We start from the raw sequence: 12,690 nt of genomic DNA, 5'->3' as shown, positions 1-12,690 counted from the left end.
GCCCCCGCAGCCGTCACGCGTCACGCGTTGCGGGTCACGGTTCGATGGAACGTACCTGCGCGAACGGGCTTTGTCTCCCCCAATGTCCGGCATCCGGCGGGACACCTTGCGGACACCTGATCGACACACGCCGGACCGGCTGCACCCGCCGGATCACCGCGCGCACTAGGGTTGGCAGGTGACCGACGAACCACCCCTGCGCCGTCGGCCCGCCGAAGAACCCCCGGGAAACGCACCCCAGCACCCGCCGTCGGCCCAGCCGCAGCCGGCGGGCGAGAGGGTCGACCCGGCCGACGGTGGGCCCGTTCCGCTGATCGCCCCGCGTGACGGCACCCCCGATCCGGTGGCTGCTCCAGCCGAGTTCGCCGAGGTCGTGGCCCGCTTCGCGGCCGGCACCGGCCCCGTCGCCCTGGACGCCGAGCGGGCCTCCGGCTACCGCTACAGCCAGCGCGCGTACCTGGTGCAGCTGCGCCGGGCCGGTGCGGGCACAGCGCTGATCGATCCGCTGCCACTGCCTGACCTCAGTGCGCTGGACGCGGTGATCGGTGAGGCCGAGTGGGTGCTCCACGCGGCCAGCCAGGATCTGCCCTGCCTGGCCGAGGTGGGGCTGCGCCCGCGTCGGTTGTTCGACACCGAACTGGCCGCTCGGCTGGCCGGGTTCGAGCGGGTCGGGCTGGCCGCGCTGACCGAGCAGTTGCTCGGGTTCACCCTGGAGAAGCACCACTCGGCGGCCGACTGGTCGAGCCGACCGCTGCCCGAGTCGTGGCTGACGTACGCCGCTCTCGACGTGGAGCTGCTCACCGATCTGCGTGACGCGCTCGACGCCGAGCTGACCCGGCAGGGAAAGTCGGCCTGGGCCGCGGAGGAGTTCGCCGCGTTGGTCCGCACCGGGGCACGTCCGCCGCGGGTCCGCGCGGAGCCCTGGCGGCGTACCTCCGGCATCCACCGGCTTCGTGGGGCGCGGGCCCAGGCCCGTGTGCGCTCGATGTGGTACGCCCGGGACCAGATCGCGGCCCGACGGGACGCCGCGCCCGGTCGGGTGTTGCCCGACTCGGCGATCATCGCCGCCGCCGAGTTGGACCCGAAGGACGAGAAGACCCTGTTGACCCTGCCCGGTTTCGGCGGTCGGTCGGTCCGTCGGTTGGCCCGCACCTGGCTCGCCGCTCTCGACGACGCACGGCAACTGCCGGAGGACTCGCTGCCGGTCTCCCCGACCGTGGAGGGCCCGCCCCCGCCGCACCGCTGGGCCGAACGGGACCCGGTGGCGGCCGGTCGACTGGCTCGCAGCCGGGAGGTGGTCATCCGCATCGCCGGTGAGCACAACCTGCCGCCGGAAAACCTGATCACACCGGATTCGGTTCGCCGGTTGGCCTGGACCCCGCCCGAGGAGCTCACCGAGGAGACGGTCGCGGAGACCCTGCGCGGCCTCAACGCCCGCGAGTGGCAGATCGCGCTCCTCACCCCGGACCTGACCCCAGCCCTGTCCCCCGACACCCCCACCGCCTAACCCACCCACCCACCCCCTCCCGCTGTTGATCATGAAGTTATTGCCGTACACGCCGGCGTGTTCCAACAACAACTTCATGATCGACCGGGGCCGGGTGTGGGGTGGGCCACAGCGGGGGGTGGGGACGGGCTTGGTTACTGGCGAGTAGCATCCGAGGGAAACGTGCCCGTGTCGGCGACCCTTGTTCGGTCCGGCGTGCCGCCCGGTGCGAAGGCCGAATCACGGTCGAATAGGAGGCTCAAGTGCCCCGTGAAGTTCGCGACGTCGTCTTCGTCGACGGCGTCCGTACCCCGTTCGGCAAGGCGGGTGGCATGTACGCCAACACCCGCGCCGACGACCTGGTGATCCGATGCATCCGGGAACTGCTGCGGCGCAACCCGCAGCTGCCTCCGGAGCGGGTCGAGGAGGTCGCCATCGCGGCCACCACCCAGATCGGCGACCAGGGCCTCACCATCGGCCGTACCGCCGCCCTGCTGGCCGGTCTACCCAAGACCGTTCCCGGCTTCGCCATCGACCGGATGTGCGCTGGCGCGATGACCGCGGTGACCACCGTGGCCAGCGGCATCGCCATGGGCGCGTACGACATCGCCATCGCCGGCGGCGTCGAGCACATGGGACACCACCCGATGGGCGAGGGTGTCGACCCCAACCCGCGCATCATCGCGGAGAAGCTGGTCGACCCGTCCGCGCTGGTCATGGGTGCCACCGCGGAGAACCTGCACGACCTGGTCCCACACATCACCAAGGCGCGCACCGACGCGTTCGCGCTCGCCTCGCAGCAGAAGACCGCGAAGGCGTACGCCAACGGCAAGCTCCAGGACGACCTGGTGCCGATGTCCATCCGTGACGCGGAGGGCGGCTGGGGCCTGGCGACGGTGGACGAGGCCCCACGGGACACCTCGCTGGAGAAGCTCGCCACCCTGAAGACGCCGTTCCGCCCACACGGCAAGGTCACCGCGGGCAATGCGGCAGGCCTGAACGACGGTGCCACCGCGAGCCTGCTCGCCGACGAGGCCACCGCCCGCGAGCTGGGCCTGCCGGTCGCCATGCGGCTGGTGTCGTTCGGGTTCGTCGGTGTCGAGCCGGAGGTGATGGGCGTCGGCCCGATCCCGTCGACGGAGAAGGCGCTGCGCCTGGCCGGGCTCAGCATCGACGACATCGGCCTGTTCGAGCTGAACGAGGCGTTCGCCGTACAGGTGCTGGCCTTCCTCGACCACTTCGGCATCGCCGACGACGACGCGCGGGTCAACCCGTGGGGCGGCGCGATCGCCATCGGTCACCCGCTGGCCTCCTCCGGCGTACGGCTGATGACGCAGCTGGCCCGTCAGTTCGCCGAGCACCCCGAGGTCCGTTACGGCCTCACGGCGATGTGCATCGGCATCGGCATGGGCGGCACGGTCATCTGGGAGAACCCGCACTGGACGGAGGGCAACAAGTGAGCGCGCTCGCCGCACCGAACGAGGTCGTCACCCGGGCGCTGCTGCGTCAGGTGAACGTACCGGGGTTGGATCGACCCGCCGCCCTGATCACGCTGGACAACGGCTTCGACCACACCAAGCCGAACACCTTCGGCCCGGGCGGGCTGGCCAGCCTGGACGAGGCGATCACCGCCGCCCTCGCCGCCGACCCGGCGTTCATCGCGGTCACCGGCAAGCCGTACATCTTCTGTGTGGGCGCGGACATCGTCGGCCTGCCGCAGCTTGCCGACCGCGCGCAGGCGCTGGAGATCGGCCGACTCGGGCACCGGGTCTTTGCCCGGCTCAAGGACAGCACGGTCCCCACCTTCGCGTTCGTCAACGGCGCGGCGATGGGCGGCGGCCTGGAGTTGGCGCTGCACTGCCACTACCGGACGCTCTCCGGTGGCGCGGCGGCCCTGGCCCTGCCCGAGGTCTCTCTCGGCCTGGTGCCCGGCTGGGGTGGCACCCAGTTGCTGCCGAACCTGATCGGCATCCCCGCCGCCACTCAGGTGATCATCCAGAACCCGCTGATGCAGAACAAGATGCTCAAGCCGAAGCAGGCCGCCGAGCTGGGCATCGCGGACGTGCTGCTGGAGCCGGCCGACTTCCTGGAGCGATCCCTGGAGTGGGCCGCCGACGTCGTGCGTGGTCAGGTCACCGTGACCCGACCGGAGGTCGACAAGGACATGTGGGCGGGCGTGCTCTACTTCGCCCGACAGACCCTCGACCAGCGGCTGCACGGCGCGGTCCCGGCCGCGTACAAGGCCCTGGACCTGCTGGAGACGGCGAAGGACGGCGACTTCGCCGCCGGCACCGCCGCGGAGGACGAGGCCCTCGCGGACCTGGTCTTCTCCGAGGAGCTGCGCAGCGGCCTGTACGCCTTCGACCTGGTGCAGCGGCGGGCCAAGCGGCCGGCGGGCGCACCGGACAAGGGTCTGGCCCGCACGATCACCAAGGTGGGCATCGTCGGCGCCGGCCTGATGGCCAGCCAGTTGGCGCTGCTGTTCGCCCGCCGCCTCCAGGTGCCGGTCGTGATGAGCGACCTGGACCAGTCCCGGGTGGACAAGGGCGTCGGCTACGTGCACACCCAGATCGAGAAGGCCGTCACCAAGGGCCGGATGGACAAGGGCACCGCCGCCAAGCTGTACGGCCTGGTCTCGGGCACGGTCGACAAGAGCGCCTTCGCGGACGCCGACTTCGTCATCGAGGCGGTCTTCGAGGACCTGGGCGTCAAGAAGCAGGTCTGGGCCGAGTTGGAGAAGATCGTCTCTCCGGAGGCGGTGCTCGCCACCAACACCAGTTCGCTGTCGATCACCGAGATGGCCGCCGAGCTGGAGCACCCGGAGCGGGTGGTCGGCTTCCACTTCTTCAACCCGGTGGCGGTGCTGCCGCTGCTGGAGATCGTCCGGGGCGAGCGGACCGACGACGCCACCCTGGCCACCGCGTTCGCGGTCGGCAAGCAGCTCAAGAAGTCGTCGGTGCTGGTCAAGGACGCCCCGGCGTTCGTGGTGAACCGGCTGCTCACCCGCTTCCTGAGCACCGTCTTCGCCGCTGTCGACCAGGGCACCCCGCTGGACGTGGCGAACAGCGCACTGGACCCGCTGGGCCTGCCGATGCGGCCGCTGGCCCTGCTCCAACTGGTCGGCCCGGCTGTCGCGTACCACGTGGGCGGCACCCTGCACGCGGCGTACCCGGACCGGTTCGGCGTCAGCGAGAACCTCAAGCGGATCGCCGACTCCGGTCGGCCGCTCGTGGTCGACGACCAGATCGACGAGGAGGTCGCCAAGCTGCTCGTCGTCGGTGACCAGCCGCTGACCGCCGAGCAGGTACGCCAGAACGCTCTCGACGCGCTCGCGCAGGAGATCCGGCTGATGCTGGACGAGGGTGTGGTCGCCGAGGCGCAGGACATCGACCTGTGCATGATCCTCGGCGCCGGTTGGCCGTTCCACCTGGGCGGCGTCACGCCGTACCTGGACCGGACCGGCACCTCCGAGCGGGTCACCGGTCAGCGGTTCCTGCCGCGCGGGGCGGCGAGCCTGCCCGCCTGAGGAGATCGCAGCACCACCGTCGCGGTGGTCGGACCGTCCCTCGTGGACGGCCGGCCACCGCGACCGTTTGTGATCAGCCGGCCCGCGAAGGGGACTTCAGCAGGGACAACACCGGTAGCCGCCCCGGGTTAGGATCACGCGTTTGCACCCCCAACTTGGAGCTGACTGATGTCTCAGCCGCCGGCCACCCCCTACGGCCCGCCGCACGATTCCTCCATCCCGCCGCAGCAGCCCGGCCAGCCGGGTCAGCCGCCGCAGCCGGGCCAGCCGCAGCAGCCCGGCCAGCCGGGCCAGCCGCAGCAGCCCGGTGGTTGGCCGCCGCCGCAGCAGCAGGGGTTCCCGCCCGCACAGCCGGGTCAGCCGTACCTGCCTGGCGGCCCGCCGCCGGCGAAGAAGTCGAACGTCGGCAAGATCGTGCTGATCGTTCTGGCGGTCGTGTTGGTGCTCTGCCTCGGCGGCGTGGCGATCACCTGGTTCGCGGTCAAGGACGACGTGGGCGACGTCGTCGACGCCACCAAGACCCGGGTGGTCGCGCCGGAGACCCTCGCCGGCCGGCCGAAGCTCACCGACCCGCAGTTGCAGGCGGCCGCCGACGATCTGGTCACCCAGATGAAGTCTGAGGTGCAGAACGAGACCAGCACGATCGGTGCCTTCTACGGTGACCCGACCAAGCAGGATCTGGTCATGATCGCCGCCGTGTCCGGCCTGATGACGGACCCGAAGAAGGAACTGGAAGACGCCGTGACCGGGCTCTCCACCGAGCTGAGCGTGACCAACATGGCGGTGGTCGAGGCCGGCCCGCTCGGCGGTGACGCGCGCTGCGGCGACGGCAAGGCCGCCGGGGACGTACCACTGGGCATCTGCGTCTGGTCCGACCGGGGCAGCCTGGGCATGGTGGTGATCTACTTCAAGACCGCCGAGCAGGTGAAGGCCGAGTTCGCCACGATCCGGGGCCAGGTCGAGCAGCGCTCCTGAGTCGTACGCGACCGAGGCCCCGGCCACCCCTCGGGTGACCGGGGCCTCGTGCCGTGCACCGGTTGTCAGGCCGGCTCGGCAACTCCCGCCGCGGCCCGCGCCGCCGCTGCCGCCGCCCGCTCGGCCTTGTTGCCGAGCACGCAGAACTCGTTGCCCTCCGGGTCGGCAAGCAGCACCCAACCCCCGCCGGTTGGGCCGACGTGATCGGCGACGAACGTCGCGCCGATGCCGAGCAGCCGCTCGACCTCCTCAGCCCGGGTCCGGTCGGCGGGTTGCACGTCGAGGTGCAGCCGGTTCTTCACCGCCTTGCCCTCGGGCACGACGATGAACAGCACCTCCGGGCCGCCGGGCGGCAGGAGCATCGCCTCCGGGTCACCGGGGAAGTCGTCCGGCTGCCGAGGGCAGTCGAAGACCTGCGACCAGAAGCCGGCCAGGGCGTACGCGTCGTGACAGTCGATGCTGATGTTGTGGATCGTCGAACTCACAGCTGGTCCTCCACAGTGGTCGTGTGGACACGTTCCGCAGCGCTGCGGAGCACGCAGAACTCGTTCCCCTCCGGGTCGGCGAGCACCGCCCAGCCCGTACCGTCGGCGTGCCGTCGGTCGGCGACCAGGGTGGCCCCGAGGCCGAGCACCCGCTCGATCTCCTCGCCCATGGTCCGACCGACGGGTTCCAGGCAGATGTGGAGCCGGTTCTTGGTCACCTTCTCTTCCGGCACCTCCTGGAAGAACAGGTTCGGCAGGGTCTCGTCCGGCGGCAGCAGGGCCGCCTCCGGATCACCGGGGGCGTCCTCGTCGTGCCGGGCGTAGCCGAGCACCGCGGACCAGAAGCCCGCCAGGGCGTACGTGTCGTGGCAGTCGAAACTGATGTTGCGGATCCTGGGATTCATAGCCGCGTGATCATCCAGCGGCGGAGCGCCGCACGCAACCCCGTTCAGCTGGGGATGGGCACCGTACCGTTCACCGCCGGAGCGTCCGCCGACGGCAGCGTGACCGTCACCTCCAGGCCACCGCCGGGCTGCGCGACCACCCGCACCGTGCCGCCGTGCGCCGTGCAGACCGCCCGGACGATGGACAGTCCCAGGCCGGAGCCGCGGGCGCCGGTGCGTTCCCGGCCGCCGCGCCGGAACGGCTCGAACAGCCCTGGCACGTCGGCCTGGTCCACCTCGAACCCGGTGTTGCCCACCACCAGCCAGGACCGGTCGCCGTCGGTGCCGGTACGCACCCAGAGCCGGCCGTGCAGGTGGTTGTAGCGGACCGCGTTCTCGATGAGGTTGCCGGCCAGCCGGTCGAGCAGCCCCGGGTCACCGACGACGGGCGCGGACTCCAGCGACGTCTGCACCCGCAGGCCGATCCGCTCCACCTCGCGGCGCATCGCCGACAGCGCGTTCGCGGTGCCGGCCGCGAGGTCACACTCGGTGCGCCGGCCCAACTGCCGCCCCGCCTGCGCCTCGCTGCGGGCCAGCACCAGCAGAGCGTCCACCAGGCCGTTGGCCCGCTCGGACGCGTCCCGGACCACCGTCGCCATCCGTCGGTACTCGGCGGCGTCCGCGTCGTCGTCGCTGAGCGTCACGTCGATCTCGGTCCGCATGACGGCGAGCGGGGTACGCAGCTCGTGCGAGGCGTTCGCCACGAAGCGCTTCTGCGCCTCGAACGCGGACGCGATCCGGTCCAGCATGGCGTCGAACGTCTTGGCCAGCTCGGCCACCTCGTCGTCGGCGCCCGAGTAGCCGATCCGCTGGTCCAGGGTCGCCTCGCCGAGCCGTTGCGCGGTCGCGGTGACCTGGTGCAGTGGGCGCAGCGCCCGACCGGCCACCGCGTACGCGCCGGCCACCCCGACCACACTGATCGCCAACAGCGCGACCAGGCCCTTGGCCAACAGCTCCCCCGACGCGGCGTCGACCAGTTGCCGCTGCCAGTCGGCGGCGTCCATCCGTCGGCCGTCGGAGAGCAGCACGACCGTGCCGGGCAGCAGTTCGTCGGTGGGCCGCAGCGCGTCACGGACCAGCAGCCAGGCCAGCAGCACGAGGATCGCCCCCGCACCGACCAGCAGCACACCGTTGAGCAGAGTCAGCCGCAACCGCAGGGTGGGCCGCACCCTGCGGCTCACCGGGCGCCCTCGGTTCGCGACTGCGGGGCTCGCAAACCCGGCTCACTCCTCGCGCTCACAGCCCCACCTCGGCCGTGCGGTAGCCCGCGCCCACCACCGTCTCGATCAGCGGTGGGTCGCCGAGCTTCTTGCGCAGGGTCATCACGGTGACCCGGACGATGGTGGTGAACGGGTCGGTGTTCGCGTCCCAGACCCGTTCCAGCAGCTCCTCACTGGAAACCACCGCGCCACGCGCCTTGAGCAGTTCGCTGAGCACCCCGAACTCCTTGTTGGTCAGGTCGACCGGCATCCCGGCGCGGGTGGCCACCCGGCGGGCCGGGTCGAGCACCAGGTCGGCCAGTTCGAGCACCGGCGGCGCGGCCGGGGTGGCCCGTCGGCCCAGCGCCTGCACCCGGGCTACCAGCTCATCGAAGGCGAACGGTTTGGGCAGGTAGTCGTCCGCACCGAGCTGCAACCCCTCCACCCGGTCGGCCACCGTGCCGCTCGCGGTGAGCATCAGCACCCGGGTCAACGCGCCGGAGGCGGCCAGGTCGGCGCAGATCTGGTCACCGTGCACGCCCGGCAGGTCGCGGTCCAGCACCACCACGTCGTAGCGGGTGACGAACGCCGCCTCGTGGCCGGCGTCGCCGTCGTACGCCACGTCGACCGCCATCCCCCGCTTGCGCAACCCGCGCGCGATCGCGTCGGCGAGGTTGCGCTCGTCCTCCACCACCAGTACCCGCATCCCCGGCCTCCTCGCTGCTGACCACCGACAACCTAGTGCCAGCTGGCAACCATCGTCCCTCGCCGCCCGCGCCGGTCGGCGTTGCGGACCTTCGCGGCGTACGCGATGCTGTGCGGCGGCACCGAGCGACGGACGGACCTGGCATGACCATCGCGGCACCACCCATCCGGCGGGACATCGCCTACCAGGGCTTCCACCTGCCGGCGGACACGACGGCCGGCAGCGCCGACAGCCTGCTCGCCACCGATCGAGGGCTGACCCTCGACGCTGCCGAGGGGCGCGGGACCTGGACGGCGCCGCCGGTACCTGTCGGTTTCCCGGTCGCCGAGGTGGTGCCGTCGTGGACCGCCGACACCCCGGACGACTGCTGGATCGAGGTCGAGCTGCGCGGCTGGCACGACGACGCAGCCAGCACCGACTGGTATCTGCTGGCCCGCTGGGCGGCCGGCGACCACGCGGTACGACGCACCTCGGTGCCCGGGCAACGCGACGGCGACGCCCGGGTCGACACCGACACCCTGATCATGACCGGCGCGACGGTCACCGGGTGGCAGGCGCGGGTGACCCTGTTCCGGCCGGCCGGCAGCCCGACCGGCCCGGTGTTGCGCAGCCTCGGCGCGGTCGCCACCGGCGCCACCCCAACCGACCAGGGGTACGAGCAGGAGCCCGACTCGGCCGACGCCCGCGCACGGGTGCTGGACGTGCCCCGGTACTCGCAGCGCCTGCATGCCGGCCAGTACCCGCAGTGGGGTGGCGGCGGCGACTCCTGGTGCAGCCCGACCTGCACCTCGATGGTGCTCGCCTACTGGGGTGCCGCGCCGGCACCGGAGCGCTACGCCTGGGTGGAACCGTCCGGCCCACGTCCGGTGGTGGTGCACGCCGCCCGGCACTGCTACGACCACGCGTACGCCGGGGCCGGCAACTGGCCGTTCAACACCGCGTACGCCGGTCTGCACGGCGTGGACGCGTTCGTCACCCGGCTACGGTCACTTGTCGAGGCCGAGGCGTTCATCGCGGCCGGCATCCCCCTGATCGTCTCCGCCGCGTTCCGGGCCGACGAGGTGCCGGGGCTCGCGTACGACACCGGCGGCCACCTGATGGTGCTTGTCGGTTTCACCGCCGACGGCGACCCGGTGCTCAACGACCCGTACGCCCCGGACGACGACGCGGTCCGCCGGACCGTGCCCCGGCAGCGGTTCGAGGCGGTCTGGCAGCGTGGCAGCGGCGGCGTGGCGTACGTGCTGCGACCCGCGTCGGTGCCGCTGCCACCGCCGCCCACCCAGGCCAACTGGTAATCAGTCGGGCGGCCCGAACAGCCGGTATGAGCCGTCCACGCGCTGGCAGAGCAGGATGGCGGCGGTCGCCTGACAGTTCCGAGCGCCGTCCGGCAGCACGTCGGTGAGGCGAGCCTCTCCGGCGCGGACGTCCAACTCCGCGACGAGCAGCCCACCGTCCGGATGCTCGCGCACGCCGACCAGCGGGCCGCCGAGGGCGAACTGGGCCAGCTCCCACCGACCCAGTTCGGCCAGCTCGCGGCCGGTCATCGGATCGAGCACGACGAGTTGCTGCACAGCGGTGCCGGTGCTGTTCAGCAGGGTGGCCACCAGCCGTCCGTCGTACGGGAAGAGCCACGCCCAGCGTTCGCTGCGCCAGCGCTCCTGGCCGGTCGCGGGATCGATCGCCCGCAGCCCGGCGGAGCGGGTCTGCGAACACAGGACGGGACCGCAGTCCTGTACGAAGTCGACCCGACCGGTTGTGCTGCTCCAGCGCAGGTCCAGCTGGTCCAGCCCGTACGCGGTGATCGTGGTCGGCGACTCGCGGATGATCAGCAGGAGGTCGTTGATCACCTGCACGAACCCGGGCGTCCCGCCGACGGGTGCGCCCAGGTCGGCGCGGGCCAGCACGGCGCCGGTGCTCGCGTCATGTACCTCGATCGACCCGTCCGCCTGGTTGAGGACCACCCGGTCCACCCCGTGGCCGGTGTCCCGGAGGCTGGCGTAGGCCGCCGCACCGGGTAGCTGCCAGCGCACGGTGCCGCAGCAGGGATCGACCGCGCGCAGGCTGACCGGCTCGTCCTCGCCGCCGGACTGCAGCAACAGGTTGCCGTCGGCCAGCTTGACGGGGCTACCCGGCTGCTGCCACCGGTACGCCCCGGTCTCCCGATCGAAGGCAACGGACAGGACGCCCTCACCGGGCACGGCCCTCTCGTAGACCGTGACCAGCAGCGTCCCGGCCACCGACGTGATCCCCCAGGCCCGGCCCTCCACCGGCACGGCGGTCTGCCAGACCGGCTCGCCGCCGGGCAGCCGGAAGGCGTTCAAGCGCCGCTGTGTCGGCTGAGCGGGGTTCGGGTCGAGGACCACGAACAGGTCGTCGGTGAGCAGCGTCTCGGAGGCGATCTGTGCCGGCAGCGTCACCATGGGCCGCCGGGACGGCAGTCCGGCAGAGGCGACGGTGGCCAGCACGAGCAGCAGGACCAGCGCGCACCTCGACAGCCGGCCGTTGGCGCGAGGTGGGCGGGGCAGTGGGTCCGCTTCCTGCCCGTGCCGCAGCTCGCCGAGGTCGATGATGGGGCCGGTCACGGTCGCAACCGCCACAGCGCGGGCGAGCCGTCGAGGCGCTGGCAGAGCAGGACTGGCAGGGACGCCTGGCAATTGCTGGCGAGGCCCGGCAACACGTCGATGACCTGCGCTCGGCCGGCTACCAGGTCCAGTTTGGCGACGACCACCCGACCGTCGGCCGTCTGCCGCACCCCGAGCAGCGGATCGTCGCGCCCGAGCACCGGGATCAGGGCCCAGTTGCCCAACTCGATCCGTGGCTGCCCGGTCGCCGCGTCCCGCACCGCGTATCCCGCTCCCGTCCCGGCCACCAACAGCCGGTCGCCCCGGACGTCGGCCAGCAGGTCCGTCGGGTCGGACCAGCGCAGCAGGCCGGTGGCCGGATCGAGGACCTGGAGGCCGCCGTTCTGCGGCACCACGCAGAGCAGGTCGCCGCAGCGGATCGTGTACGACACCAACGGCACCTCGGTCGTCCAGAGCGGATTCAGCCCGGGCAGCCCGTAGCCCACCAGACGGGTAGCGCCGGGTGGGACGAGCAGCAACAGGTCGTCGACGACCTGCACCCGCTGGAACGCCGACCGGTCGCCGGGCAGCGTGTCGACGCTGCGCAACAGTTGGCCGCTGGTGGCGTCGTACACCTGCACCTCGCCGGTCGGCTGCACGAGCAGGAACTGGTCGACCCGACCGTATGCTCCGTGGTAGGTGCTCTCCCCGGGCGACGGGACGGGCACCGACCAGAGCAACCGGCCGGTCTCGGCCTCGACCCGGCTGATCGCGCCCGACCCGTCTCCCCGGGAATCCGACAGCAGCAGACCACCGTCGACGATCGGTTGCGGAGCGCCGGGATGCTGCCAGCGCTGTTGGCCCGTCTCGGCATCGAATGCGGTGGTCTGGAACACCCCCGCGGCGTCGACTCCCATCACCAGCACCAGCCCCTGCTGGACCAGGACGTTCAGGTAGTCACCGTGGCGGGGCAGCGACGCCTGCCACCGCCGCCGCATACCGGCGTCGCTCGGTGACGGCTGGGCGTACGCGGTCAGGTGCCGATCCTCATTGGGTGTCGGCGGGTCGACCACGAAGACACTGTCCGCGGCGAGGTACACCGTGGCCGCACGCGCTGCAGGCACCACGATCACTGTCCGTTCTGGCGGCGGTGTCGCACCGGCCAGCACCACCAGGGCGAGCAGCAGCACGGCGGAGCTGCGCAGTGGGCGGCCGGCGGCGCGCGGCCGGCGGACCGGCGGCACGGCTGTCGGCTCGTCCCGGATCTCGCCCAGCTCGATGATCGACAACGACCGTCCTTCCGTCACCG

The 12,690-nt window shown here is 71.9% G+C and carries 11 protein-coding genes; 5 read left to right on the top strand and 6 right to left on the bottom strand.

Annotated elements, in window-relative coordinates; translation table 11 throughout:
* Nucleotides 1–178 precede the first annotated feature (178 nt).
* The 4 genes from HNR20_RS22075 to HNR20_RS22060 all read left to right on the top strand — a co-directional run bounded on the left by HNR20_RS22075 (nt 179) and on the right by HNR20_RS22060 (nt 5,987).
* Nucleotides 179–1,507 carry a ribonuclease D gene (locus HNR20_RS22075; protein ID WP_184182938.1) on the top strand — a complete coding sequence of 443 codons (1,329 nt, stop codon included), beginning with the start codon at nt 179–181 and terminating at the stop codon, nt 1,505–1,507.
* A 242-nt stretch (nt 1,508–1,749) separates the two neighbouring features.
* Nucleotides 1,750–2,946 carry a thiolase family protein gene (locus HNR20_RS22070; RefSeq protein WP_184182935.1) on the top strand — a complete coding sequence of 399 codons (1,197 nt, stop codon included), beginning with the start codon at nt 1,750–1,752 and terminating at the stop codon, nt 2,944–2,946.
* Nucleotides 2,943–5,012, top strand: coding sequence for a 3-hydroxyacyl-CoA dehydrogenase NAD-binding domain-containing protein (locus tag HNR20_RS22065; RefSeq protein WP_184182932.1), 2,070 nt, complete (start codon nt 2,943–2,945; stop codon nt 5,010–5,012). Before HNR20_RS22070 ends, HNR20_RS22065 begins: the two co-directional genes overlap by 4 nt.
* Before the next feature lie 168 nt (nt 5,013–5,180).
* A complete protein-coding gene (locus HNR20_RS22060; protein WP_184182929.1) occupies nt 5,181–5,987 on the top strand; it encodes a hypothetical protein in 807 nt (268 codons plus the stop codon).
* Between the two features lie 65 nt (nt 5,988–6,052).
* Here HNR20_RS22060 and HNR20_RS22055 read toward each other — a convergent pair whose 3' ends face one another.
* From HNR20_RS22055 to HNR20_RS22040, 4 genes are read right to left on the bottom strand one after another with little or no spacing between them, the layout of a single operon-like run.
* On the bottom strand, nt 6,053–6,472 hold the full coding sequence (locus tag HNR20_RS22055) for a VOC family protein (RefSeq protein ID WP_184182926.1): 420 nt from the start codon (nt 6,470–6,472) through the stop codon (nt 6,053–6,055).
* Complete coding sequence (locus HNR20_RS22050) at nt 6,469–6,876, bottom strand: VOC family protein (RefSeq protein ID WP_184182923.1); 408 nt, start codon at nt 6,874–6,876, stop codon at nt 6,469–6,471. Before HNR20_RS22050 ends, HNR20_RS22055 begins: the two co-directional genes overlap by 4 nt.
* 44 nt (nt 6,877–6,920) lie before the next feature.
* Nucleotides 6,921–8,096, bottom strand: a complete 1,176-nt coding sequence (locus HNR20_RS22045; RefSeq protein WP_184182920.1) for a sensor histidine kinase — start codon at nt 8,094–8,096, stop codon at nt 6,921–6,923.
* Between the two features lie 55 nt (nt 8,097–8,151).
* Nucleotides 8,152–8,820 carry a response regulator transcription factor gene (locus HNR20_RS22040; protein ID WP_184182917.1) on the bottom strand — a complete coding sequence of 223 codons (669 nt, stop codon included), beginning with the start codon at nt 8,818–8,820 and terminating at the stop codon, nt 8,152–8,154.
* Nucleotides 8,821–8,963: 143 nt separating this feature from the next.
* On the opposite strand from HNR20_RS22040, the gene HNR20_RS22035 reads away from it, so the two are divergent.
* Entirely contained in the window at nt 8,964–10,115 is a 1,152-nt protein-coding gene (locus tag HNR20_RS22035) for a C39 family peptidase (RefSeq protein WP_184182914.1), read from the top strand.
* Here HNR20_RS22035 and HNR20_RS22030 read toward each other — a convergent pair whose 3' ends face one another.
* Nucleotides 10,116–11,402 (bottom strand): outer membrane protein assembly factor BamB family protein, encoded by a 1,287-nt coding sequence (locus tag HNR20_RS22030; protein ID WP_184182911.1) that lies wholly within the window; start codon nt 11,400–11,402, stop codon nt 10,116–10,118.
* Nucleotides 11,399–12,670 (bottom strand): outer membrane protein assembly factor BamB family protein, encoded by a 1,272-nt coding sequence (locus HNR20_RS22025; RefSeq protein ID WP_184182908.1) that lies wholly within the window; start codon nt 12,668–12,670, stop codon nt 11,399–11,401. The genes HNR20_RS22030 and HNR20_RS22025 overlap by 4 nt, the downstream gene beginning before the upstream one ends.
* Nucleotides 12,671–12,690 lie beyond the last annotated feature (20 nt).

The organism is Micromonospora parathelypteridis (genome assembly GCF_014201145.1).
In the GTDB taxonomy this organism is placed as follows: domain Bacteria; phylum Actinomycetota; class Actinomycetes; order Mycobacteriales; family Micromonosporaceae; genus Micromonospora; species Micromonospora parathelypteridis.
Note: the sequence above shows the minus strand (reverse complement) of the source record. Positions and strands in the feature narration are given on the sequence as shown.

Coding starts and splice junctions, on each gene's coding strand:
- HNR20_RS22060 (WP_184182929.1), top strand. CDS start 5,181: ATGTCTCAGCCGCCGGCCACCCCCTACGGCCCGCCGCACGATTCCTCC.
- HNR20_RS22050 (WP_184182923.1), bottom strand. CDS start 6,876: ATGAATCCCAGGATCCGCAACATCAGTTTCGACTGCCACGACACGTAC.
- HNR20_RS22035 (WP_184182914.1), top strand. CDS start 8,964: ATGACCATCGCGGCACCACCCATCCGGCGGGACATCGCCTACCAGGGC.
- HNR20_RS22040 (WP_184182917.1), bottom strand. CDS start 8,820: ATGCGGGTACTGGTGGTGGAGGACGAGCGCAACCTCGCCGACGCGATC.